Origin of the sequence: Alkalihalobacterium chitinilyticum (assembly GCF_029028005.1) — a bacterium.
In the GTDB taxonomy this organism is placed as follows: Bacteria; Bacillota; Bacilli; order Bacillales; family Bacillaceae_F; genus Alkalihalobacterium; species Alkalihalobacterium chitinilyticum.
Genome location: NZ_JAOTPO010000006.1, coordinates 118261 through 141916 on the forward strand (window position 1 = coordinate 118261; position 23656 = coordinate 141916).

Genomic DNA, 23656 nt, shown 5'->3' on the forward strand with positions numbered 1-23656 from the left:
AACTACTCCTTAAGTACAGAATTAATATAAATCGATGGATTTAAAAGCTCTTCTGCAACTTCTAGTGAATATGAGAAGATCGGTTCTGCGAAGAAGCCTAACACAATCGTTAAAATGACTAAAGGAACAATTGGGAGAATTAACTTTCCAACTTTTTGTTTTGCTTGCTTTTCAGTCATCTTCTGCTCTCCCCAGAAAGCATAGATAAAGATTTTCATCATTGAGAAGAGGGTTAGTAAACCTACGACTAGGGCAACGGTAACGATAATGTAACGTCCTTCTTCAAAGCCCGCAAGAATGAGGGCAAACTTACTGAAGAACCCACTAAGCGGCGGAATACCAGCTAAAGAAATCGCAGAAATAAAGAACAACCAAGACAGCCAAGGATGTGTTTTTAAAATTCCACCCATCTCTTTTAAGTTCGTTGTACCTGTTAACTTTTGTGTCGCTCCCGCAAATAGGAATAGTGCAGCTTTTACGATAATGTGGTGAGCGATATAATAAATCGCACCCGCAATCGCAAGCGGTGTAAAGATACCAAGACCCATTACCATGTAACCAACCTGACTAATGATGTGATAGGAAAGGATACGTTTGAAGTCGAACTGTGATACCGCTCCTAATACCCCAAAGAACATTGTTAATCCAGCCAGGATAAGAATGATCGTATGTGTAAAGCCAGGGTCATGATTAAAGATTAACGTAAACATTCGAATAATCGCATACATTCCTACTTTAGTTAAGAGACCCCCGAATAGTGCGGCAATCGCAGCAGGCGGGCCATAGTAAGAACGAGGCAACCAGAAGTAGAGTGGAAATAAGGCACCCTTCATTCCAAATATGATCAGGAAGAGGATCGCAATTACATTTAATACCCCTTGTTGTTCTAGTAAAGCAACTTTAACTGCTAAATCGGCCATGTTTAACGTACCAGTTGCTGCGTAAATATAAGCAACACCGACGATAAACAGGATGGAAGCAAATATATTGATAGCTACATATTTTAAAGATTCACGTAGTTGATATTTGGTTCCGCCCATAACAATTAAAATGTACGATGCAATAAGCATAACTTCGAAGAATACGAACAAGTTAAACAAATCGCCTGTTAAAAATGCACCGTTTACCCCTGTCAGAAGGAAAAAGTAAAACGGATAAAAGTAAAATTTTTCGCGTTCATTTGAAATCGTTTGAAAGGCAAAAAATAAACAGACAAGACCTACAATACTTGAAAGCACGACCATCATCGTAGCAAACATATCAGCAACTAGGATGATACCAAATGGTGCTTGCCAGTTACCTAGTTCTATTGTTTGAATGCCTTCTTGATAGACTAAAACGGCTAAGTAGATAGATACACCAAGAAGAGCAAAAACTGTAATCCCACTGATTGCGCGTTGGATCTTATGCTTGTTTGCAAGGAAGATGAGTACAGTCCCGATGATAAATGGTATTAATATTGGTAATATTACTAAATTATTCATCGCCAGTTCCCCTTAATTTATCTAAATCATCTGTTTTGTGCTCTTTATATGTTCGATAAGCTAAAACGAGTAAAAATGCCGTAACACCAAAGCTGATAACGATCGCTGTCAGAATTAATGCTTGTGGCAGCGGATCGGCATAGAAGGGAGCTTCTTCTCCTAGTAAAGGAGGGGCTCCTCTTTTTAATCCCGACATTGTTAGTAACAATAGATGTGCACCATGAGAAAGCAGCATTAATCCTAAAACAAGGCGTAACAAACTTTTCGTTAAGATTAAATACGTACCGACCATAAAGAGGACACCAACTGTGATGGACATTAAGATTTCCATTAAGCATCATCCTCCGCAATCGTTAAGATTATTAACAATGCAATACCGACAACAACTAAGTAAATGCCTAAATCAAACGGTAATGCAGTTGTTAAGTGAAACTCGCCTAAAAACGGGACTGTAACATAACGATCGAACTGGGTTAAGAAAGGAAAACCGCTAACGATACTTCCCAGTCCCGTAAAGATTGAAATTAATAAACCCACCGCAATCATATGAGTGAAATTAAATGGGATTGCTTTTTTTACACTTTTCATATCAAAGCCCAAATACATGAGCAATAAAGCACTTGCCGTCATTAATCCACCGATAAATCCTCCACCTGGATTGTTATGACCCGCGAAAAATAAGTAGACGGAGAAGGCAAGAATAATGAAAGTAACAATCCGCGTGATTGTGTGAAGCATTACGTTGTTCGACCTCATACATCTTCCCTCCCAGTCATTCTTAACTTAATAAGCGTCACTACTCCAAGTGCTGCTATTCCAAGTACGAGTACCTCTAGTAACGTATCAAGTCCACGGAAGTCAACTAGGATAACGTTAACCATATTTTTACCGGCAGCCAGCGTATAAGAGTTTTCCACGAAAAATTGAGAGATCGGCTCAATTCCATTGGACGTACTAAGAGCAAATGAACTAAATGCAGTTACCGTTACAAAAATACCGACAGCAATTGAAATGATTAAGTTCACACCATTGAAGCGTGGAGTGAATTTTTCTTTTCTAAGCTCAGGTAAATGATAAAACGCAAGTAATAACAATACGACCATTACTGTTTCAACGAGCAACTGAGTTAACACAAGGTCAGGCGCTCTAAATACAGCGAAGAATAGAGCGAGCAAGAACCCGATTACCCCGACAATAATGATGGCAGTAATTCGGTGATTAATAAACGGAACGGATAGTGTTGCTGCAATAAATACGAGTGTTAAGATCCACATGTAAGGTGAGATGGTAGCTACATTGACTGTATCAATGGCAAAAACATCGTATCTGATAAAGGTGTATCCAAGTAAAAGAACTGTGAACGTAATCATGTAAGCAAAGTAATCACGTAATAATCCAGTCATTTGAATTTGAGTAACGCTAGTAGAGCCTTTAATTAACCCAACTAATGATTGATCGTAAAAGTAATTTAGCGGGTCGCGCTCTTTTAGGTAAACATTTAACTGCATCCACTTCTTCGCTGTTAAATAAATGAATACCCCAACAGCAATTACACCAATCGTCATTAATAATTCGGTATTGAACCCGTGCCAATGATAAATATTGACATAGAAGCGCTGACCTTCATCCAACAGACCTGGAAGAATTGCCGCCATTGCCGGTTCAATTACAGTGTAAGATAGCAGGTTCGGGAAAAATCCGAAAATAACAACTAATGATACTAAGATGATCGGACTGATTAACATTCCAATCGGTGCTTCGTGTACATGTTTTACATCGAAGTTTTCAGGTTTGAATTTACCAGTGAACGTTTTGAAGAACATGATCGTACAGTAGACGAATGTAAAGACACTAGCAATCCAACCGACTACAGGGAAAAGTAAGCCCCACGTTTGCATATTGAAAATGTCTAGCTCAGAAGCTCTTAAAATTCCTGTAAAGAACATTTCCTTACTTAAGAAACCATTCAATGGAGGAAGACCTGCCATTGCTGCAAGACCAATTAAAGAGATCGTAAAGGTAATTGGCATGATGGCCATTAATCCACCTAACTTGCGAATATCCCGTGTCCCTGTTTCATGGTCGATAATACCGACGGCCATGAACAAGCCGCCTTTAAATGTTGCATGGTTAATTAAGTGGAAGACCGCTGCTAATGTAGCTGCAGAATAGTAAAGTGCAGCTTCTGTCCCTGTACCATAGTATAAAGAAGCTGAGCCTAGACCTAGTAATGCCATAATTAAACCAAGCTGACTGATCGTTGAGAAGGCGAGAATAGATTTTAAATCCTTCTGGCGAACAGCTGAGACTGAGCCCCATAGCAACGTGAATATACCAAACACTGAAATGATCCAAAACCACTCTGGCAACCCGCCAAAAACAGGAGTCAAGCGAGCAACTAGATAGATACCGGCTTTAACCATTGTCGCTGAGTGTAAGTATGCACTTACAGGTGTTGGTGCTTCCATCGCATCCGGTAACCAGATGTGGAATGGGAACTGTGCTGATTTAGTGAATGCCCCTAATAGAATGAGAAGCATAGCAGGTAAAATTAACGGATCATTTGCAATGACAGCTGCCTGTTCAATAATGCCGCGAATACTGAACGTATTAGTCATGACGTAAAGCAGTGAGAAACCACCAAGCATTGCAAATCCGCCGAACACAGTAATAAGCATTGATTTTTGTGCCCCGTAAATCGACTTCTCACGGTGGAACCAATAACTAATTAAAAGGGATGACGCTAAACTTGTTAATTCCCAGAAAACGTATAAGACAATTAAATTGTCAGAAATAACAACTCCAAGCATTGCCCCCATGAACATTAATAAATAAACATAGAAGTTATTTAGAGATTCTGTTTTATTTGACAAGTAATAGATCGAATAGAGAACTACAAGAGAACCAATTCCGGTAATCAGTAATAGGAAGAGTAAACTAAGTCCATCCACATAAACAGTGAAATTAATGCCTAAAGAAGGTACCCATGGAACTGTATGTTTTACGACATTCCCATTCGATGTCACCGGAAGAAATTGAATGAAGTAAATAAATAAGAAAACGGGTAATGCCAGTACGAACCAGCCCGTATGTATATTTCTAATATACTTATAAAGAAATGGAACAAGAATGGCTAGTAAAAATGGTGCTACTGTAGCCCAGTGTAGAGCAGTCAATGTTTATTACCTCCTTAAATTATTTTATGTGACATATCAGACTTAAAGAGGCTGAGTCATCAGTGTTAAGTTTCCTGAGTCCATAAACGAATAGTTGCATATCACGATTTAAGATTGTAACTATTCATTTATCTTGAGGAACTTATCACTAGCATTTGATTCAGCCTCTTTAGAGAACACCAAGATTGCTATGTCAAAGAAATACGTGTACGAACAAAAAAGTCATTTCAGTTAAAAACAGGTGCTTCATCGTTCATGATATGCGGACATTACAAGGCTAAAACAAATTATATAATAAATTAAAAACACTTGCACCTTTGAAACCATAGCAAAACACTCAGTATTTATCGTTTATTTTAAATATGAAGAAATTCGCAAAAACGAAAAAAAAATTTTTTTTTAAAGCGTGTAAAAACATTGATAGTTTTCACCTAAATGACAAAAATATGTAACTTTTTACTAAATCCATGTATAAAAGTTTGGTTTATTTTTCATTCTATAAGTACAACCACTTTCTTTTAGAACTTACTGGAGTGAAAAAAATGAGACTTAGAAAAGGTTTAGTTGCGCTGTCCATCTTTACGATCATGTTCATTGCTGCCTGGCAAGCTGATTCATTTAATGACCGCATGATACAAATGTATAATTTAGATGAAGAGCATGAAAATATGGGTATTCTAGAAGCACCGCAACAAATCCAACAGCTTGAACCGTTTAGGCCGAGAGAATATATTAAAATTCGATAAAGCAGAGGATATCCAAAACCAGTTGCTTGGGTGTCCTTTTTCGTAATTAAAAAGATAAATTGTCGGCAAAGAAGATTATTCGACGTATAATAGGAATGAACTAAGTACAATAACGCCGCTGTCTTCGCTTAAAGGGCTCGCCTAATCGGCGAGTTTTCTTTATTATGGTTTAGAGGAGAAGTTGTGAGAAGGGCGTTTTTTACATTTAACCTTTAAGTTACTTAACGAAATCGCCATAAGCAACGCACATTTAATCGTGTTTACAAAAATATATTACAAAAAAGACCAACTCGAGAATATACCGAGTCGGCCTGTTGATTTTCTAAGGTGTCTTAAGAAGAAAGTTTAATTTTGTCTGCTAACGATCGACGGTCAATTTCAAGTTTAATGAGGTAGATAAAATCTTCACTTAATTTAAGTTCGATCGCTTTAAAATACGTTTCAATTAATAGATCATCTGATAGTTTCTTCATTAATATTAACCTCCTCAAAAGGAAATTTACTTGGCGATTAAAAAGTAACGGTTAACGAGTATACTTTTATGTATTAAGCATGTTTTACTAGTTCGATTAATATACTAATAGGATTTCCAATTTGTTGTAACCTAATCCTAACATGTACAAAAAAATAGAACAACCGTTCGTTTTATCCACAATTGACAGTGGATAACTTGTTGATTACTTGTTTATAAATGTAAAAATTCCATAATTTATAAGATGTTAATAGGTGAATAAAGTTATCCACAGTGTAGATAACAGCCAATTTTTGTCGAAAACTTTTTTAATTTTTTTTGAAAAAAAAACGAATTCTTTCGAAATATCTCATATTTTTTAGAGATACGTTGTCTAAAGCGACAGATTATTTTTTGAGCGCATTTTTACATAACATAAGCTGTTTCATAAATGCAGCAACTCCTCAAGATAAAATCATTGAAATAAACAGAAAAAAATTGTATACTTACGGTTTGATTAAAGGTTTGGAACATTTATCCTTTGATGACAAATAGAACACGTCAATTGCTATACCCGGAAAGAAAAGATCTTACACATTTTCCAGAAAATCATTAGACATAAGAGGATAACAAGATACTTGTTTCAAATAATAGGAATAAGGAAAAGTGTAAAGAAAAAGTAAATCACTTAAAAGCACGAACATTGGAGGATGAATAGTGGAAGAAAGAGATATTATTTGTGCTGGTTGTGGTGTCAAAGTTCAATCCACTGATAAAAGTGAATTGGGGTATGCCCCAGCTTCAGCATTAGAACGCGATGTAATTATCTGTCAACGCTGCTTCCGTTTGAAACATTATAATGAAGTCCAAGATGTTAAATTAACCGATGATGATTTCTTAAAAATCTTAAATACGTTAGGGAATACTAATTCTCTCATCGTAAAAATTGTTGATATCTTTGACTTCAATGGTAGTTGGTTACCTGGTTTACACCGTTTTGTAGGTAATAATGATGTCCTTTTAGTAGGTAATAAAGTCGATTTACTTCCTAAATCGCTGAACCCTAACAAATTGGTCAACTGGATGAAGCGCTCATCAAAAGAATTAGGTTTGAAACCGATTGATGTGATGTTGATTAGCGCGGAAAAAGGACATGGTGTATTAGATGTTGCTAATCGGATTGAAGAATTGAGAAAAGGTAAAGATGTTTATGTTGTAGGTTGTACAAATGTCGGGAAGTCCACATTTATTAATCGGATCATTAAAGAATTCGGTGGAGATGAGGAGCAACTAATTACGACATCTCACTTTCCGGGAACGACCTTAGATATGATTGATATCCCTTTAGATGATGGCTCAGCTCTCTATGACACACCAGGTATTATTAATCATCATCAAATTGCTCATTATATTGATAAAAAAGAATTAAAAACGATCACACCGAAAAAAGAAATCAAATCTATGGTGTTTCAACTAAACGAAGAACAAACATTATATTTCGGTGGTTTAGCAAGGTTTGATTATGTAGAGGGTGAAAGAGGTTCATTTGTTTGTTATTTCTCTAACGAAATTAATATTCATCGTACGAAATTAGAGAAGGCAGATGAGTTGTATCAAAATCACCTAGGTGAATTGTTGTCACCGCCGGGGCCAGAAACAAAAGAAAACCTGCCGGAACTAGTTAAACATGAATTTTACATCAAAGAAAAAAGCGATATTGTTTATTCAGGTTTGGGCTGGGTTTCGATACATCAAGAAAATGTACGCGTCCAAGCATACGCTCCTAAAGGTGTAGGTGTGACGATTCGACCAGCGCTCATTTAAAAGGGGAGAGAACGATGGGGAAACTATTTGGATTGATTGGTCATCCGGTAAGTCATTCTATGTCACCAAGTATGCATAATGATGCTTTTAGAAACCTAAACGTAAACCATCATTATCACGCTTTTGATGTAAAGGAAGAGGATCTTGAAGCTGCAATTTCAGGTATACGTGCATTAGGAATAAAGGGATTTAACGTAACTATTCCTCATAAAGTGAATGTGATGAAGTTTCTTGATGAGGTTGATGATGAAGCGAAATTAATTGGGGCTGTAAATACAGTTGTAAATGAAGATGGAAGATTAATCGGATATAACACAGATGGAGAAGGGTACTTACAATCATTATTAAAAGTAACTGGACCAAACCTTCAGCAAATGAAGACAATGATCATTGGTGCCGGCGGAGCTGCACGCGCTGTGTTTACGGTTCTTTCCCGGTACGGGGTTTCCGATTTGCACATTTCTAATCGTACAACAGAAAAAGCAGCTACACTTGCAAGTGAATGTAATTGCGGTCAGGCAAACGTCGGGGTTCTTTCAATAGAAGAAGCCGGGGAACGATTGGCCGAATATCAATTAATTATAAATACAACTTCAGTTGGAATGAGTCCTCACACAGACGATATGCCGATTGTTTTGAAGAACTTAAGCGAGGCATCAGTCGTGAGTGACTTAATTTATAATCCCTTACAAACGAAATTTTTGCGTGAAGCAGAAGGAAAGGGAGCAACCATCATAAACGGAGTAGGAATGTTTGTGGAACAAGGGGCGCTCGCTTTTGAAAAGTGGACAGGTACTGCACCTGACCGCCAAAGAATGGAAAATATTGTATTACAACAACTAGGAGGATTTTAAAATACATGTTAACGGGAAAACAAAAACGTTTTTTACGCTCAAAGGCACATCACCTCACACCGATTTTTCAAGTAGGAAAAGGCGGCGTGAATGAAAATATGATTAAACAAATTAACGATGCATTAGAAGCGAGAGAATTATTAAAAGTAAGCGTCTTACAAAATTGTGAAGATGATAAAGATGAAGTGGCCAATGATCTAACTAAAGGAGCCAGAGCTGAACTTGTTCAAGTGATTGGGAATACGATAGTACTGTACAAAGAATCAAGAGAAAATAAACAGCTGGAGCTCCCACAATAATTAGAAAAAAGGGGAGAAGGATGGTGCGAAAAATCGGTATTCTTGGAGGTACTTTTGACCCTCCGCATATCGGACACTTACTTATTGCTCAAGAAGTGCTGGAGCAATGTAAGTTAGATGAAATATGGTTTATGCCAGCAAATATTCCTCCCCATAAAAAAAACGATGAAGTATCATCTGTTACTGACCGTATTGAGATGGTAACGAAAGCAATTGAAGGTGTTGAGCAATTTACTGTATCTACTGTTGAGTTGGAGCGAAATGGGCCATCTTATACAGTAGACACATTAAAAGAGCTTAAAATGAAATTACCAGATGTTGAATTTTACTTTATTATCGGTGGAGATATGATTGAACAACTTCATACGTGGGAACGGATCGATGAGTTGTTTGAGTACGTGACGTTTGTAGGGCTGCAGCGACCTGGGTACTCACAATCTTCCAAGTATGCGGAGAAGTTGCAATTGTTAACAATCCCACAAGTGGACATTTCTTCATCAGATATTAGAGAAAGACTTAAGGAAGGGCGAGGTATTCGCTACTTTGTGCCTGAACAAGTCCGTCAGTTTATTGAGGAGAGACAGTTATATGGAACGAGCGCAAGCGTTAGAAATCGTTAAACCACACTTAACCGAGCATCGTTATATTCATACAATCGGCGTGATGGAAACGGCTATACAACTTGCTGAACAAGAAGGGATCGATCAAAAAAAAGCGGAACTGGCTAGCGTTTTCCACGATTATGCTAAATTTCGGCCAAAAGAAGAAATGCGTCAACTCATCAAAGAGCAAAACTTAGGCATGGATTTTCTTCACTATGGTGATGAACTGCTTCATGCCCCATGTGGAGCGTATTGGGTAAAACATGAGGTCGGAATTGACGATGTGGAAGTATTATCTGCGATCCGTTATCACACGACGGGAAAACCGGGGATGACGACGTTAGAAAAGGTTGTTTTTTTAGCTGACTATATTGAACCTGGGAGGCATTTTCCTGGTGTCGAAGAAGTGAGAGAAGCGGCTGCTAAAGACATGAATTATGCTTGTATAATGTCGTTACGTAATACAATGACATTTTTAATGAAAAAAGATCACCTCGTATACCCGGATACATTAGCCGCTTACAATCACTTAGTAACTGAATGGAAAAAATAAGGAGGTAATTAACTTAATGGATGTAAAAAATGTATTAAAATTAGCTGTTAATGCAATTGATGATAAGAGAGCCGAAGATATTGTTGTACTTAATATGAAGGGTGTTTCTTTAATTGCCGATTATTTTATCATTTGTCACGGGAACTCAGATAAGCAAGTTCAGGCAATTGCACATGAATTAAAGAAAGTCGCTCAAGAAAACGGATTCGATTTAAAACGTTTAGAGGGGTTTGACCAAGCACGCTGGGTTCTTGTTGACTTAAATGACATTGTCGTTCATGTGTTCCACCGTGATGAGCGTTCATACTACAATTTAGAAAAACTATGGGGCGACGCACAAGTGATGGAGCTTGAAGGGGAACTACTGTAGGGTAAATAGAAAGGAAAAATGATGAACTACGAGCAGTTTGCTTATTTATATGATCAATTAATGAAGGACGCACCGTATGACGAGTGGTTAAATTTCACAAAAGACAAGCTTCACCTATATTTACCAGAGGCTAGCGAGCTATTAGATGTTGGTTGCGGGACTGGCGAACTATTGCTTCGATTAGCCAAAGCTGGGTACGATGTGACAGGGGTAGATTTATCGAGTGATATGTTAGTTGTTGCCAATAAAAAGGTAGAGGCTGAAAAGGTAACTGCGAAGTTGTTTGAGCAGGATATGAGAGATCTGGAAGGACTAGGTCATTTTGACGCTGTTCTTACGTATTGTGACAGTCTAAACTACTTACCGAATGAGGATGATGTTCAAGCTGCATTGTCAGCTTTTAACCGATCATTAAAAGATAATGGCTTATTAATCTTTGATGTTCATTCTTGTTATAAAATGGATGAAATCTTTACCGGGCAAGTTTTTGCGGATGCTGATGAACAGATCTCCTATATTTGGCAGGCGTTCGAAGGTGAGTATCCATATAGTGTGGAACACGATTTGACGTTTTTTGTTCAAAATGAAGATCAGACCTACACTCGTTATGAAGAGTTTCATGAACAGCGGACTTATAGTATTGACCAATATAAGCAGTGGTTAAAAGACGCGGGCTTTTCAGTCCTTGAAATCAGCGCAGACTTCGGTGGAGAGGTTACTGAAGTAAGTGAGCGAATTTTCTTTGTGGCGCAAAAAATATAAGCAGGAATTTGAATATCAACAAAGAATAAGACAAGAGACGAAGTAAAGTCTCTTGTCTTATTCTTTGTATGTTTTAGATGAAAATTGTTGTTCAATCAACTCTTTGTCTTCGTAATACTTGGCATGTGTTTGTTGAAAAAGATGATCAAACATTGGGCCAATCTCTTCCTCTAATACTTTAATTCCTTCACCCGTGATGCCCCCAGGTACACAGACTCTTTGTTGTAATGTTGGTAATGTAAATACCTCTTTTTCCAACAGCTTACCCATTCCGATAATCATATTCGTTGCAAGTGTCGTTGCATCCTCATTTGTAATTTCGGTTTGTCTTACAGCCGCATCCACAAACCGTTGTAAAATGTAACTAAAAAAAGCAGGCCCGCAACTTACGATATCCGAAGCCACTCTCGTAACATTTTCATCAATGACAAGAGGGGTAGAAATATGACTCAGAAGGGAGGTGAGTACTTCTTTGTCTTTACTCGAACAACGGCTGCCGAAACTAAGTAGTGAAGGACCCGCGTGTGCACGGTTCAAAATACTTGGAATTGCTCTTGCCACTTTACAATTTACCATCTGTTCAAGCTGCTGGACGGAAATCGGACTTGTAATGGAAATGAGTAACTGACTGCTGTACAAATCCGCTTGAATCGATTCTAACAACGAGTGAAATTGTAAAGGTTTTACACAAATGAAAATGAAGTCCGTTTTCTGTACAACCTCATTTGGTGTTTCACATACGTTAAGAGATTGGTGCTTTTTCTCAAGATTTTTTGCCTTTTCTAATGTGCGATTATGAATGAACAGCTGGGATGGAGTGACAGCTTTTGCTTCAATTAAGGAATCAATTAAAATGGTTCCCATGCTTCCTGTACCGATTATCCCAATATTCATGTTGCATCCCTCCCTTTCCTCACGCTGTGCTACTAGGGGTTACAGAATGTCCTCTAGACAGTCTTTAAGGTAAATATATGAGGGATGCTATCGTATTATGTTTGTTTTTAAATTAACCGTTTGTATTCGATCTATTTGCGTATTCTGAAACCATTTCTTTTGTCACCGTTTTTCTAGTTGGAAAACCAAACTTCATCGCTATTCCGTTCATCTCATTTGTAATTTGATTAATTTCAGTAACTGAAAAATCCTTCCCATTCTTCGCATCAGCTACTACCTTTTCAATAGTTGCTTCACGCATGGCATCTAGTCTTTTAAATTCCGTTTGTCCATTTATATGGTTTTCAACCTGTTTAGATATCGCTAAGTGTACACTCATGTTTTTAACATCCTTTCCGAAAGCGAGGTGTAGTGATTGATGAAATTCTCCAAGCGTGAGCTAGTGCTCGTTAGTTTGATTGGAGTATTACTTCTAGTAGTAAGTTTAAGCTTTATTTTTAACTTTGACAACAACTCCGATGCAGAAGAATTAAATTGGTACTTTGAAGAAGAGGCGGACAATGAACAAGTTCCGGTTGAACAAAAATTTTCTATAATTGTCGATGTAAAAGGGCAAGTTGTGTTACCCGGTGTTTACGAGCTTGAAGAGGGTCAAAGAATGAAAGACTTAATTGAATTAGCGGGGGGGTTAACGCCAGATGCAGATGAAATGAAAATTAACTTAGCAGCCATTCTATCTGATGCGATGGCGATTTATATCCCTAAAGTGGGGGAGGAAGATTCGACAATGATTGATTCAGTCATGGTCGGTAATGAATCATCAACAAGTAAAAATGGAAAAGTTAATATTAATCAGGCAACAGCCGAAGAACTTCAAAAGCTCCCCGGTATTGGTCCGGCAAAAGCAACTGCTATCATTGCTTATCGCGATGAAAATGGTCCCTTTCAAACAATTGATGACCTGCAGAATGTCTCAGGCATTGGTCCAAAATCGATTGAAAAAATGAGCGATGAAATAACAACTAGATAACAGAAAACTCATAATACATTGACAATTGGTTGGATTAAAGATATAATCAGCGCAAAATTCATATAATTTCTATCTGATTTTTAGGTGGGAGTAGGAGGAAGAAAAGCATGAGTGAGAACAAGTGGTCTTTAGAAACTATAGCTGTTCATGGAGGACAAGAAGTAGATCCTGCAACGCAATCAAGAGCTGTACCTATCTATCAAACGACATCATACGGCTTTAAAAGTACTGAACATGCAGCAAACCTTTTTTCTTTGGCAGAACCTGGGAATATTTACACGCGTATTATGAACCCGACCCAAGACGTATTTGAAAAACGTGTGGCTGAGCTAGAAGGTGGAGTTGCCGCACTTGCTACAGCCAGCGGAAGTTCTGCGATCCATCTTGCTATTCTTAACATTTGTGAAAATGGTGATGAAATCGTCGCTTCAAGTGCATTATACGGGGGAACGTACAACTTATTTGTACATACGTTAAAAAAGATGGGAATTACTGTTCATCTTGTTGATGGAACGGATCCTGAAGCATTTGAACGTGCGATCACAGCTAATACGAAGTTACTATATGGTGAAATGATTGGAAATCCTCAAGGAGACATTCTCGATGTAGAAGCCGTTGCTGCAGTTGCGCACCGAAATGGGATTCCGCTTATGGTCGATGCGACACTTGTAACACCTGCACTATGTCGTCCAATTGAACATGGCGCAGATATTGTTGTTCATTCAGCGACTAAATTTATGGGTGGACACGGAACATCCATTGGTGGAGTAATCGTTGATGCTGGAAAGTTCGACTGGGGTAACGGAAAGTTTCCTGGGTTGTCTGAGCCGGATCCGAGTTATCATGGTTTAGTCTACACTGAAGCTTTAGGAAACCTGGCATACATTATTAAAGCGCGTGTTCAGCTGTTACGTGACCTCGGACCAGCAATTGCTCCGTTAAACTCTTTCTTATTACTACAAGGATTAGAAACGCTTCACTTACGTATGGAGCGTCATTGTGAAAATACTGAGAAGGTGGCTCAATTTTTAGACAACCATGAGCTTGTCGAGTGGGTAAGTTATGCAGGTCTGCCGTCACACCGCTCATATGATTTAGCCAATAAATACTTACCAAATGGTAAAGGGGCAATTCTTACATTTGGTATTAAGGGTGGTACAGAAGAAGGTAAGAAATTCATTAATGCATTAGAATTGCTTTCACATGTTGCCAATGTAGGAGATGCAAAATCACTTGTCATTCACCCTGCAAGCACAACGCACCAACAATTATCTGAAGCCGATCAGCGAGCAGCTGGCGTAACTCCAGAGCTTATCCGTCTTTCGATTGGGATCGAAAATGCGAATGATATTATTTCAGATATTGAGCAAGCACTTGTAAAAAGCCAAAGCTAAGCAGGATGAGGGTGACTCCTAAGTAGTTTGTACGCAGTATGATGTGATGACGTCCATTTTATTGTCGTATCACGTTACTGGAGTCACCTCTTTTTCTTGAGAAGAAACTTTTGGTTGGCAGGGGGCAGTAGAGGTCCGCGAAACGGGGATGTGGGATGTCAGCTTAGTTTTGCTGCAGCTGGCTGCGCGTTCGGCGTTTTACTGGGAGAAGGGCTTCACATTCATATCGCTCGTTTCATAGGCTTCACAAGCTTCATGTGCTTAATAATAACTGGTAGCTGCAACATGGAATATGATAGGGCACTGAAAGGCCTTTATTCGCTTCAAAAAGCCACTTTTGTTTACTTTAGGTAACTCAGAAGCCCTTATTTACTAGTTTTTATGGAGTTTTGTAATGATTTTAGGCAAATAGGGTCCTCTCAGTTCCCTAATCCCTAAAGTCAAATGCTCCACAATTTGTTTTATATTTTTGCTCCAGACTTTCCTTCTAGTTTATTTTGTGCCACCTGTCGTGGTTTGACTACAGTGACAGTGCTATCTGCTCGGGGATGCTTCGGTCCATAAACGTGTCGCAACTTTTCTTACCATTGACGCATGTTTCTGACGTTGGATAAACTATAGACATAGAAGCCATTTTACTAGGAGTTGAAAAAGTTGAATCGAATTTCATGGGACCAATATTTTATCGCACAAAGTCATTTATTGGCGATGAGGAGTACATGTACACGTTTGATGGTAGGCGCTACGATTGTCCGGGATAAACGAATTATTGCAGGCGGGTACAACGGATCGATTTCCGGTAGTGATCATTGTATAGATGAAGGTTGTTACGTCGTGGATAACCATTGTATTCGAACGATCCACGCGGAAGTGAATGCTCTTTTGCAATGTGCTAAATTTGGGGTACCGACACAAGGAGCTGAAATTTATGTTACTCATTTTCCGTGCTTAAACTGTACGAAGAGCATTATCCAGAGTGGTATCTCAGCCGTCTATTATTCAAAGGATTATAAAAACCACCCATATGCGTTGGAATTACTTGAACAAGCTGGGGTGGAAGTGAAGCAAGTTGAATTGGAAGAAATGATCTTAGATAAAAATTCAAATGAAAAGCTTCAATTTACTGCATCATTGTTAGAAAAGCTGGCTGCAAGCGGGCTTTCGGAAGACGAGCTTAAAAAGCTTCGTGATGAAGCAAACAAGCTTTATACTCCACTTTAATGTAAAGGAGTTACTTTCTTTGACTGGACGTTGGCATATTGTTGTGTTGGCAGCGATCATTAGTATTGTAACGGCTACAAAAGGATTTCAAATGTGGTTACTTTTTCTTATAGCATACCTAAGCTATTATTTAATGGTTCACAGGCGAAGGATAAGGATGGACGGACTCATACTTGTCCTTTGCTTGCTGTTATTTTATACGAGTAGTTCTTTTATTCATCATCATAATGTAACGAATTATTCCTCAGAACAAACCTCTTTTATTGGTACAATTAATTCCATTCCGCAAATCAATGGCGACCGCCTTAGCTTTCAATTCAAGACCTTAACGGGTGAAAAGTTACAGACGAATTATTTAATAAAAACCGAACAGGAGCAGCTACAGTTAGAAGCTCTTACAGTTGGAATGAAGTGCCCTCTGCAAGGTAAGCTCCGTAAGCCGTCTCCGTCAACGAACTTTTATGCTTTTAATTATGAGGAGTTTCTTTTTTATCAAAAAATCCACTGGAATTTCCATCCTGAGACGATAGATATGCAAAAATGCAACTCATCATCTTTCTCTTTTCGCTATGCTCTACAAACCATTCGGCAGCATGGAATTCAATACATTAGTGCTCACTATCCAGATGGTTCAAAGGGAATTGTAACTGCTTTACTATTCGGTGATCGAGCGAGTATGGAGGAGGGTGTGTTAGAAGCGTATCAGCGTTTAGGTGTTATTCATCTTTTAGCTGTTTCTGGACTTCATGTAGGACTCATTTTCTCTGCGTTATTTTTTCTCTTCATTCGTTTGGGTATCACGCGTGAGCGAACGATTGATCTATTGTTAATTTTATTACCGATGTACATGCTCGTTGCGGGTGGCGCTCCTTCTGTTATTCGTGCGGTATGTATGACTATTGTCGTGCTGGTTTCATTGCGTTTTAAAAAGAAATTACATCCACTTGACGGAATTAGTTTCGTCTGTCTTTTGTATTTACTTCTATCACCTTATTCCTTATACCAGTTAGGCTTTCAGTTATCGTTTTTAATTAGCTTTACTTTAATTGTTTCTGCAGATATGGTCAGTAAACAAAATCATTATTTCAAGCAGCTGGTAACCGTAACTGCCATCTCACAGCTCGCCTCTTTTCCCATTATCGTTTTCCACTTCTATGAAATTTCTTGGCTAAGTCTTCCACTTAATTTGGTGTATATTCCATTTATCTCTTTACTCGTTTTACCTGCTGTTTTTTTAACCTACTTTATTCGTTTAGTTTCACCTCTTTTTGGAAACTTCTTATTAGAGATTCTGGATAGAATCATTGTTTATTCACATTCAGGTTTAACATACCTTAATGATTTGCCTTTTAGCTCGATCCTTTTTGGTCAATTTGATATTTGGATTGCTTTCTCCTTCACGTTCATTAGCTTCGTCGCGTTCCTTTTTTATGAGAGGAAAGTTGCGTTCAATCGTTGGGTCATTCTTATAGGTGTCTTGACAAGTTTGATGCTCATCCATTTTCTTAGCCCTTTTTTTACAGGAAAAGGTGAAGTGACGATGCTGGATGTAGGGCAAGGTGACAGTATTTTCATTGAACTCCCGCATCGTCAAGCGGTTTATTTAATTGATAGTGGAGGCTTGGTGAGTTTTGGAAGGGATGAGGAATGGAAAAGAAGATCTCGTGAATTCGATGTCGGCAAACATATCGTCGTTCCGTTTCTTAAAGCAAAAGGCATTCACACGATCGATAAGTTAATTTTAACGCACGGTCATTACGATCATATAGGTGGTGCCGAGGCGCTTCTTGATCAAGTAAAAATAAAAGAAATCGTCTATGCTTACGGTCCTGTTGAGGGAGATTTTGAGCGGTATTTATTAACTGAATTTCAGCAAAGAGGGACTGACATACGATTTGTTAAAGAAGGAATGGGGTGGGCGGTGGCAGAAAATGATTTTCGTGTTTTATCACCTCAAGGAAATGAAGACAGCCTGAATAATCGATCCATCGTTTTGTATAGTACATTGGGAGGGGTGCGGTGGCTTTTTACCGGTGATTTAGAGGAAAGTGGTGAAGCGCGTCTTATTCGTGATTTTGGTGAGTTAGACGTCGATATTTTAAAGGCGGGTCATCATGGCAGTCGTACATCGTCAACTCCTCCATTTATCGATCATATTCAACCTAAACTGGTGCTCATTTCCGCTGGTAGAAATAATCGGTTTCAACATCCTCATCCCGAGGTGATTGAAACATTTAATGAACGTAACATTCCTTTTTATCGCACGGATGAACATGGAGCGATCCGCTTCGTTTTCTCGAAGAAAGGACTTCTTCATATAGAGACGGCAATCCAATACAAACAAGAAAAAAGGTTACCAATGCGGTAACCCTTTTCCTTCTTTAAGTATGTTGTCTTACATGTTGCCGAATACGTCAACTAGTGAAGCGATAATAAATAAAGTGGCAAAGAAGCCGAAAGAAACGATAAACCCAACACCTGAATCAATTGCGTCGTTGCGTTTACATTGTACTCTTTTTTCGAACTCACTCATTAGTAACCCCTCCTATTTCATTCTTTAGTATAAGGGAAGACAAGAAAAAAATCCATACCATCCATGAGTCCTTTTTATGTGACATATTCGCAGCTGTCTAGCTCCAACGCCCAGCGACTAGTGAGACTTCCCTCACCTCGTACGATAAGTCAACATCGACTCACTGTCGTTCATCGTGTTTCCTTTATCTCCTACGGCTCAGTCCAGTCCATACGTCGTTGAACGTGCGTTTGCGCTTTTCGTGTCAAATTTTAAAATATTGTCTTCCACTGCTGTAAAGAGTTGTCACCTATAGTTTTCAACAGCATAGGATATCATAACTAGTGTAGAGGTCGCAAACATGATTATCGTCATTAGAGGGGTTTCCTAGGGTCCCTTTGGTGGCGTTTATCATAAATGGAGGTTAACTCATGTAATTGGGTCTTAACTTAGTTATGTTAATGAGATGACTCGCTCATTTCATTATTAGGGATTAAGTTTGGGAGCCAATGAATAATGGGTTGACCTCTTTTTCATGCTTAAATTGCTTCACAAGTATGGACAATGCTTTTTATATTACCCATAATAATATTACCAATCTCTTTTAGGAATATCCAACTATTAGAAAGGGACGTAAAAATGTCATACATAGAAACAAAACGAAACATTCTGAAAGAAAAAATTGCCCCGGTTTATTTGTTTATTGGTGAAGAGCGCTTTTTAGTTGATGATTTAATTCATTCGATTGTTGCTAAGACATTAACGGAAGATGAGCTGGATTTTAATTTATCAACTTATGAATTAAAAGAGACACCGGTTGATGTGGCTGTAGAAGATGCTCAAACCCTTCCATTTTTAGGGTCAAAACGAGTAGTGATTGCAAAAGATGCCAATTTTTTAACTGCACAAAAAGACGATAGTAAAATAGACCATAATTTTAAATTACTGGAAACATATCTACAAAATCCAGTTCAAGAAACGGTATTTATTTTAACGGCACCGTATGAAAAATTAGATGAGCGGAAAAAGTTAGTGAAATTGTTAAGAAAAGAAACAGAAGTTGTTGATACGAAAGAGTTTGACGAAAAAATGTTAAACGAGTGGCTAAATGAACAAGCGATGAGTCATTCAATTGAATTGACATCAGGTGGAAAAGAAAAGTTAATTCAGTTACTAGGCGGAAATTTATTAATGCTCGTTAATGAAATTGAAAAGCTTTCTCTTTATGTCGGGGAGCATGGGACGATTGATGAAACAGTAGTTGATCAACTTGTAGCAAAGACGGTTGAGCAAGATGTTTTTATGTTGATCGACCATATTGTACATAAACGCATTGAAAAAGCTTTAGAAATTTATTTTGACTTAATGAGACAAAAGGAAGATCCCATTAAGCTAGTCGCTTTATTAGCCCGTCAAGTTCGTATCATTTATCAAGTAAAAGAATTGTTGAAAAGAGGGTATTCGCAACAACAGATTGCAGGCCAAATTAAAGTTCACCCGTATGCTGTTAAGCTAGCGGGTCAACAAGGAAAAGCATTTCAAGAAGCTACATTGTTTCGTTTATTAGAGAGGCTGGCGGAGACTGACTTTCATATTAAAAGCGGACAAGTCGATAAACATTTAGCAATTGAGCTGCTTTTGATGGAATTTCATCGGTAATTGGGTGTGAACCCATCCATGTCCATCTACAAAATCAAATTTTAATTAAGAATATAAAAAACGGAGAAACTCCAAAAGAGTTCCTCCGTTTTTTACCTTAAAAAAGTTAACTTTTTTAAGGTAAGCCAATCATTCGATTATGCAGAAACTTCGTTTAATTGCTTTTGTAAACGAGACTTTTGACGAGATGCTGCATTTTTATGAATAAGGCCTTTGCTTGCTGCTTTGTCAAGCTTCTTAGCAGCTGCAACGTAAGCTTCTTTCGCTGCTTCTACTTCGTTAGCTGCAACTTTAGCTTCAAAGTTCTTGATAGCTGTACGAAGAGCAGACTTTTGAGAAGTGTTTTGCACACGGCGCTTGTCGTTAGTTTTTACACGTTTAATCGCAGATTTAATGTTAGGCATTCCTTTCACCTCCCTGATGTAACCTTCACAATTGTGAATAAGTACAACAAACAGCATTCTATCAAAAACCATGAATAATTGCAATAGAAGAATGAAAAGCTTCTTCACGGGAAACCTATTTTCAAAAGGAATACTACTAGTGTGTTTTCAAAAAGGGAGGACAAAAAGAACCTTTTGAACAACCTGACTAGTGTGTTTTCAAAAAGGAGGATCTCTCTGTGTCGGAAAAAAACTTAGATTTAAGTAAATATAACGTACGAACAGACTTAGCGGTAGAGGCCCATGAAATTGTTCAAGAAGAAGAACAAAAGAAGGCGCCTTCCAAAGAAAGAAGAAGAATTGAAGGTGTTGTTGTTAAAGAAAGGGAACAAGACGGTGTAAAAATAACAAGAGTAGAAATTACAGACCAAGGTGCTGAAAGGTTAGGCAAAAAAGCCGGACGATACTTAACATTTGAAACACAAGGAATACGAAAAAAGGATACAGCACTACAAGAGAAAGTGGAGTCTGTCTTTGCACGCGAATTTAATTTGTTTTTGGAAGAGCTTAACATTACAAAAGAATCGAGCTGCCTTGTTGTCGGCTTAGGAAACTGGAACGTGACACCAGATGCTTTAGGTCCGATTGCAGTTGAAAACCTTCTCATCACGAAGCATTTATTTGCGCTGGCACCCGAACAAGTAGAAGACGGCTTTCGTCCTGTAAGTGCAATCGCACCTGGCGTAATGGGGATTACTGGAATTGAAACAAGTGACATTATTCACGGTGTTGTTGAAAAAACAAAACCTGACTTTGTCATTGCGATTGATGCATTAGCTTCTCGTTCAATTGAAAGAGTCAATACAACGATACAAGTTTCTGACACCGGTATCCACCCTGGAAGCGGGGTGGGGAACAAACGTAAAGAGTTAAGCCGAGAAACATTAGGGATTCCAGTTATTGCCGTTGGTATTCCTACTGTCGTAGACGCCGTTTCAATCACGAGTGATACCATTGATTTTGTTTTAAAACATTTTGGCAGAGAAATGAAAGAAGGCAATAAACCTTCACGAGCTTTAACACCTGCAGGAATGACTTTCGGTGAAAAACGTCAGTTATCGGATGAAGATTTACCTGATGAGTCAAAACGCCAAACCATTTTAGGAATGATTGGAACTTTAGAGGAAGAAGAAAAGCGCCAGCTCATTCGTGAAGTGTTAGCACCGCTTGGCCATAATTTAATGGTGACACCAAAAGAAATCGATGTATTCATTGACGATATGGCAAATGTACTTGCGATGGGGCTAAACGCAGCACTCCACGGCGAAGTGGACCAAGATAATGTTGGGTCTTATACGCATTAAGCCGATCGAAATATGTATATAAATTTTACAAAAAAGTTGCTTCTTCATAGAAGCAACTTTTTTATTTAATGCTTATTAAATAAAAAAGTTCTCCGTCCATGTGAAGGACATTTCAAACCCGAAATGTCCTTCAACAGCAAAATGAAGGACACTTCGCTTACATTTCAAACCCGAAGAGTCCTTCAACAGCACTATGAAGCCCCCTCCCCTAAAATTTCTCCCTTGTTTTTCCTTGATCCATTTAAGCGAATGCGAATGTTACTCCTCAAAAAAGGAAATTAAAACTCCACGCTTTTTTAGTTCTATACAAGACAGCTTGTACATAGAGTGTGATAAGAGTAATCGAAAGGGTGGGAGTATGAAGAGAAACCGATTCCATGGTTTGACCATCTCAATAAATAGGACAAGTCTTAGAAAAATGGCCGTTTTTATTATTGTTGGGATTATCGCTGTTTTTATCTTTACAGGAATGTTAACATCCATTGATCCAGGATACGGCATGGCCTCTTCAACGGTTCATAGTTGGACAACCCAAGTTACTGGAGAAAATCTCGTTTACTTAATGGGAATGGAAAATAGATATTTTCAGCAGGCGCTGCCTGAAGAAAGCCAACCTCCTAATTTGTCTAGTATCGCATTTGAACTCGCAACGAGTATAAATCCCGATGACCCGAGGAGTTTGCTGGGGAGGGAGTTACCTGGATTTGCATTGTTTGACGGGAATATCGTCGTTGCCGGTGACAAGTCAGACTATACGAACATGCCAATTGAGTCGGCACCGCCAATGGAAGTGTTAATGGCAGAACGAGAAGCGGCAACAACGTCTTTTGATGAGTTGGACAAGCCGACAGATCAAGCGCAACCTGAAATGACAACAGGTGAACGAAAAGTTGTTCATATTATTCATTCGCATACAAGGGAATCGTTTTTACCGGAGCTAAAGGGTGTAACAAACCCGAATGAAGCATGGCACGCAGAAGTTAATATTTCGCTTGTCGGTGAAAGATTAGGTCAATCTTTAAGAAATCGCGGCATTGGTACGGATGTTGATAGTACAGACATTCAGAGCATTTTAAACCAAAGAGATTGGGGCTATCCGAAATCATATGATGCTTCAAGAGAATTAGTCAAAGAAGCAATGGCAAGCAATGATCAATTAGAGTTCTTCTTCGATTTACACCGTGACTCTTTATTGAGAGATAACACGACAGTTACGATTAACGGTGAACACTATGCAAGGATTTATTTTGTAATTGGTAGAGATAACCGAAATAGAGAACAAAATACAAAATTAGCGAAAGACTTACACCATAGACTAGAGGAAAAATACCCTGGTTTAAGCCGCGGGGTTGTTGAAATGGGTGGTATTGGTAGAAATGGTGTATACAACCAAGATTTACATGGTAATTCTATTTTAATTGAATTTGGTGGAGTTGAAAACTCAGTGGAAGAAAACTTTAGATCAGCCGATGCCTTTGCCGAAGTATTTAGTGAATTTTACTGGGAGCAAGCAAAAGTATCAACAGAGTAACGTCAGCAAATATAAAACTGGAAAAGATGAGGAGGAAGAGAGATGACCAAATTTTTGCTTAAAACTTTTTTTGTACTAACGATCTTATTGTTTGGAGTTGTCTTTGGAATTCACCAAGCGAATGAAGGGACATTAAGCCTGTTTGGCAAAAAAGAAGCAGAACAAACGGTCACAGCACCTTCCTCCCCTCCGGTTGAAAAACAAAAAGTAAAAGACGAGAAACAAACTGTTCCACCAGTTGAAAAGGAGCAACCTAAAGAAGAAGAACGAGTAAAAACAACCCAACAATTACAAGAGAAACAGCAACTTGCTGCTGATGTTGGTGCTTTTAATTTTTATTCTGAGCTTGGTTCAAATATAGGGGAACTACTAGAAATACTTGTTTATCATACGGTTTCAGCCATTACGGGAATTATCCATGGTTGGCTCAATAATTAACGAATAGTCAATAAACCTCTGTCTAGTCAAGCAGAGGTTTTTATTTTTTTTTCCTCCAAAGCACTACGGTTATTGAAGGACGAGCAACACATTGGTATAATCAAACTTA

Annotated in this window: 25 protein-coding genes; 16 read left to right on the plus strand and 9 right to left on the minus strand. The window is 38.4% G+C overall.

Annotated features, from left to right (window positions below; all coding sequences use genetic code 11):
* Nucleotides 1-2: 2 nt before the first annotated feature.
* From N7Z68_RS10585 to N7Z68_RS10600, 4 genes are read right to left on the minus strand one after another with little or no spacing between them, the layout of a single operon-like run.
* Nucleotides 3-1484, minus strand: a complete 1482-nt coding sequence (locus N7Z68_RS10585) for a Na+/H+ antiporter subunit D (RefSeq protein ID WP_275118452.1) — start codon at nucleotides 1482-1484, stop codon at nucleotides 3-5.
* Nucleotides 1477-1815, minus strand: coding sequence for a Na(+)/H(+) antiporter subunit C (locus N7Z68_RS10590; protein WP_275118453.1), 339 nt, complete (start codon nucleotides 1813-1815; stop codon nucleotides 1477-1479). Before N7Z68_RS10590 ends, N7Z68_RS10585 begins: the two co-directional genes overlap by 8 nt.
* A complete protein-coding gene (locus N7Z68_RS10595) occupies nucleotides 1815-2240 on the minus strand; it encodes a Na(+)/H(+) antiporter subunit B (protein WP_275118454.1) in 426 nt (141 codons plus the stop codon). The genes N7Z68_RS10590 and N7Z68_RS10595 overlap by 1 nt, the downstream gene beginning before the upstream one ends.
* A complete protein-coding gene (locus N7Z68_RS10600; protein WP_275118455.1) occupies nucleotides 2237-4660 on the minus strand; it encodes a Na+/H+ antiporter subunit A in 2424 nt (807 codons plus the stop codon). Before N7Z68_RS10600 ends, N7Z68_RS10595 begins: the two co-directional genes overlap by 4 nt.
* Nucleotides 4661-5202: 542 nt before the next feature.
* Here N7Z68_RS10600 and N7Z68_RS10605 point away from each other — a divergent pair.
* Nucleotides 5203-5406, plus strand: coding sequence for a hypothetical protein (locus tag N7Z68_RS10605; RefSeq protein WP_275118456.1), 204 nt, complete (start codon nucleotides 5203-5205; stop codon nucleotides 5404-5406).
* 332 nt (nucleotides 5407-5738) lie between these two features.
* On the opposite strand, the gene N7Z68_RS10610 is transcribed toward N7Z68_RS10605, so the two are convergent.
* Entirely contained in the window at nucleotides 5739-5879 is a 141-nt protein-coding gene (locus tag N7Z68_RS10610) for a sporulation histidine kinase inhibitor Sda (RefSeq protein ID WP_275118457.1), read from the minus strand.
* A gap of 695 nt (nucleotides 5880-6574) precedes the next feature.
* On the opposite strand from N7Z68_RS10610, the gene yqeH reads away from it, so the two are divergent.
* From yqeH to N7Z68_RS10645, 7 genes are read left to right on the plus strand one after another with little or no spacing between them, the layout of a single operon-like run.
* Entirely contained in the window at nucleotides 6575-7681 is a 1107-nt protein-coding gene (gene yqeH / locus N7Z68_RS10615) for a ribosome biogenesis GTPase YqeH (RefSeq protein ID WP_275118458.1), read from the plus strand.
* A 14-nt stretch (nucleotides 7682-7695) separates the two neighbouring features.
* On the plus strand, nucleotides 7696-8535 hold the full coding sequence (gene aroE, locus N7Z68_RS10620) for a shikimate dehydrogenase (RefSeq protein WP_275118459.1): 840 nt from the start codon (nucleotides 7696-7698) through the stop codon (nucleotides 8533-8535).
* A gap of 5 nt (nucleotides 8536-8540) precedes the next feature.
* Nucleotides 8541-8834 (plus strand): ribosome assembly RNA-binding protein YhbY, encoded by a 294-nt coding sequence (gene yhbY / locus N7Z68_RS10625; protein WP_275118460.1) that lies wholly within the window; start codon nucleotides 8541-8543, stop codon nucleotides 8832-8834.
* A gap of 23 nt (nucleotides 8835-8857) precedes the next feature.
* Nucleotides 8858-9454 carry a nicotinate-nucleotide adenylyltransferase gene (locus N7Z68_RS10630; protein WP_275118587.1) on the plus strand — a complete coding sequence of 199 codons (597 nt, stop codon included), beginning with the start codon at nucleotides 8858-8860 and terminating at the stop codon, nucleotides 9452-9454.
* Nucleotides 9423-9989, plus strand: coding sequence for a bis(5'-nucleosyl)-tetraphosphatase (symmetrical) YqeK (gene yqeK / locus N7Z68_RS10635; protein WP_275118461.1), 567 nt, complete (start codon nucleotides 9423-9425; stop codon nucleotides 9987-9989). The genes N7Z68_RS10630 and yqeK overlap by 32 nt, the downstream gene beginning before the upstream one ends.
* Before the next feature lie 16 nt (nucleotides 9990-10005).
* A complete protein-coding gene (gene rsfS / locus N7Z68_RS10640; RefSeq protein WP_275118462.1) occupies nucleotides 10006-10359 on the plus strand; it encodes a ribosome silencing factor in 354 nt (117 codons plus the stop codon).
* 18 nt (nucleotides 10360-10377) lie between these two features.
* Nucleotides 10378-11121: a class I SAM-dependent DNA methyltransferase gene (locus tag N7Z68_RS10645; protein WP_308447224.1), complete on the plus strand. Its 744-nt coding sequence runs from the start codon at nucleotides 10378-10380 to the stop codon at nucleotides 11119-11121.
* Nucleotides 11122-11178: 57 nt separating this feature from the next.
* Here N7Z68_RS10645 and comER read toward each other — a convergent pair whose 3' ends face one another.
* Nucleotides 11179-12015: a late competence protein ComER gene (gene comER / locus N7Z68_RS10650; protein ID WP_275118463.1), complete on the minus strand. Its 837-nt coding sequence runs from the start codon at nucleotides 12013-12015 to the stop codon at nucleotides 11179-11181.
* A 112-nt stretch (nucleotides 12016-12127) separates the two neighbouring features.
* Nucleotides 12128-12394: a DUF2533 family protein gene (locus N7Z68_RS10655; protein ID WP_275118464.1), complete on the minus strand. Its 267-nt coding sequence runs from the start codon at nucleotides 12392-12394 to the stop codon at nucleotides 12128-12130.
* A gap of 39 nt (nucleotides 12395-12433) precedes the next feature.
* On the opposite strand from N7Z68_RS10655, the gene N7Z68_RS10660 reads away from it, so the two are divergent.
* The 4 genes from N7Z68_RS10660 to N7Z68_RS10675 all read left to right on the plus strand — a co-directional run bounded on the left by N7Z68_RS10660 (nucleotide 12434) and on the right by N7Z68_RS10675 (nucleotide 18028).
* Nucleotides 12434-13045 (plus strand): helix-hairpin-helix domain-containing protein, encoded by a 612-nt coding sequence (locus N7Z68_RS10660; protein ID WP_275118465.1) that lies wholly within the window; start codon nucleotides 12434-12436, stop codon nucleotides 13043-13045.
* A 107-nt stretch (nucleotides 13046-13152) separates the two neighbouring features.
* Complete coding sequence (locus tag N7Z68_RS10665) at nucleotides 13153-14439, plus strand: homocysteine synthase (RefSeq protein WP_275118466.1); 1287 nt, start codon at nucleotides 13153-13155, stop codon at nucleotides 14437-14439.
* Between the two features lie 654 nt (nucleotides 14440-15093).
* Entirely contained in the window at nucleotides 15094-15660 is a 567-nt protein-coding gene (locus tag N7Z68_RS10670; RefSeq protein WP_275118467.1) for a ComE operon protein 2, read from the plus strand.
* 19 nt (nucleotides 15661-15679) lie between these two features.
* Entirely contained in the window at nucleotides 15680-18028 is a 2349-nt protein-coding gene (locus N7Z68_RS10675) for a DNA internalization-related competence protein ComEC/Rec2 (protein ID WP_275118468.1), read from the plus strand.
* A 27-nt stretch (nucleotides 18029-18055) separates the two neighbouring features.
* Here the strand turns inward: N7Z68_RS10675 and N7Z68_RS10680 are convergent, their stop codons facing one another.
* Nucleotides 18056-18193: a YqzM family protein gene (locus tag N7Z68_RS10680; protein ID WP_209122973.1), complete on the minus strand. Its 138-nt coding sequence runs from the start codon at nucleotides 18191-18193 to the stop codon at nucleotides 18056-18058.
* 618 nt (nucleotides 18194-18811) lie between these two features.
* On the opposite strand from N7Z68_RS10680, the gene holA reads away from it, so the two are divergent.
* A complete protein-coding gene (holA, locus tag N7Z68_RS10685; RefSeq protein WP_275118469.1) occupies nucleotides 18812-19831 on the plus strand; it encodes a DNA polymerase III subunit delta in 1020 nt (339 codons plus the stop codon).
* A 137-nt stretch (nucleotides 19832-19968) separates the two neighbouring features.
* Here holA and rpsT read toward each other — a convergent pair whose 3' ends face one another.
* Nucleotides 19969-20235 (minus strand): 30S ribosomal protein S20, encoded by a 267-nt coding sequence (rpsT, locus tag N7Z68_RS10690; RefSeq protein WP_275118470.1) that lies wholly within the window; start codon nucleotides 20233-20235, stop codon nucleotides 19969-19971.
* A 218-nt stretch (nucleotides 20236-20453) separates the two neighbouring features.
* Here rpsT and gpr point away from each other — a divergent pair, with 218 nt between their 5' ends.
* From gpr to N7Z68_RS10705, 3 genes are all read left to right on the plus strand, one after another.
* Complete coding sequence (gene gpr, locus N7Z68_RS10695) at nucleotides 20454-21578, plus strand: GPR endopeptidase (protein ID WP_275118471.1); 1125 nt, start codon at nucleotides 20454-20456, stop codon at nucleotides 21576-21578.
* Between the two features lie 358 nt (nucleotides 21579-21936).
* Nucleotides 21937-23109, plus strand: coding sequence for a stage II sporulation protein P (gene spoIIP, locus N7Z68_RS10700; protein ID WP_275118472.1), 1173 nt, complete (start codon nucleotides 21937-21939; stop codon nucleotides 23107-23109).
* 42 nt (nucleotides 23110-23151) lie between these two features.
* The gene (locus tag N7Z68_RS10705; protein WP_275118473.1) at nucleotides 23152-23547 is read left to right on the plus strand and encodes a DUF3679 domain-containing protein; all 396 of its coding nucleotides are present in this window, start codon (nucleotides 23152-23154) and stop codon (nucleotides 23545-23547) included.
* Nucleotides 23548-23656: the final 109 nt, after the last annotated feature.

Bases quoted from the DNA above. Each gene is read 5' to 3' on its own strand.
- comER (WP_275118463.1), bottom strand. From the start codon at position 12,015: ATGAATATTGGGATAATCGGTACAGGAAGCATGGGAACCATTTTAATT.
- N7Z68_RS10680 (WP_209122973.1), bottom strand. From the start codon at position 18,193: ATGAGTGAGTTCGAAAAAAGAGTACAATGTAAACGCAACGACGCAATT.
- N7Z68_RS10660 (WP_275118465.1), top strand. From the start codon at position 12,434: ATGAAATTCTCCAAGCGTGAGCTAGTGCTCGTTAGTTTGATTGGAGTA.
- N7Z68_RS10645 (WP_308447224.1), top strand. From the start codon at position 10,378: ATGATGAACTACGAGCAGTTTGCTTATTTATATGATCAATTAATGAAG.
- N7Z68_RS10610 (WP_275118457.1), bottom strand. From the start codon at position 5,879: ATGAAGAAACTATCAGATGATCTATTAATTGAAACGTATTTTAAAGCG.
- rpsT (WP_275118470.1), bottom strand. From the start codon at position 20,235: ATGCCTAACATTAAATCTGCGATTAAACGTGTAAAAACTAACGACAAG.
- N7Z68_RS10590 (WP_275118453.1), bottom strand. From the start codon at position 1,815: ATGGAAATCTTAATGTCCATCACAGTTGGTGTCCTCTTTATGGTCGGT.
- N7Z68_RS10655 (WP_275118464.1), bottom strand. From the start codon at position 12,394: ATGAGTGTACACTTAGCGATATCTAAACAGGTTGAAAACCATATAAAT.
- holA (WP_275118469.1), top strand. From the start codon at position 18,812: ATGTCATACATAGAAACAAAACGAAACATTCTGAAAGAAAAAATTGCC.
- yqeK (WP_275118461.1), top strand. From the start codon at position 9,423: ATGGAACGAGCGCAAGCGTTAGAAATCGTTAAACCACACTTAACCGAG.
- rsfS (WP_275118462.1), top strand. From the start codon at position 10,006: ATGGATGTAAAAAATGTATTAAAATTAGCTGTTAATGCAATTGATGAT.
- N7Z68_RS10605 (WP_275118456.1), top strand. From the start codon at position 5,203: ATGAGACTTAGAAAAGGTTTAGTTGCGCTGTCCATCTTTACGATCATG.
- N7Z68_RS10595 (WP_275118454.1), bottom strand. From the start codon at position 2,240: ATGAGGTCGAACAACGTAATGCTTCACACAATCACGCGGATTGTTACT.
- N7Z68_RS10585 (WP_275118452.1), bottom strand. From the start codon at position 1,484: ATGAATAATTTAGTAATATTACCAATATTAATACCATTTATCATCGGG.
- yhbY (WP_275118460.1), top strand. From the start codon at position 8,541: ATGTTAACGGGAAAACAAAAACGTTTTTTACGCTCAAAGGCACATCAC.
- spoIIP (WP_275118472.1), top strand. From the start codon at position 21,937: ATGAAGAGAAACCGATTCCATGGTTTGACCATCTCAATAAATAGGACA.
- aroE (WP_275118459.1), top strand. From the start codon at position 7,696: ATGGGGAAACTATTTGGATTGATTGGTCATCCGGTAAGTCATTCTATG.
- N7Z68_RS10665 (WP_275118466.1), top strand. From the start codon at position 13,153: ATGAGTGAGAACAAGTGGTCTTTAGAAACTATAGCTGTTCATGGAGGA.
- N7Z68_RS10705 (WP_275118473.1), top strand. From the start codon at position 23,152: ATGACCAAATTTTTGCTTAAAACTTTTTTTGTACTAACGATCTTATTG.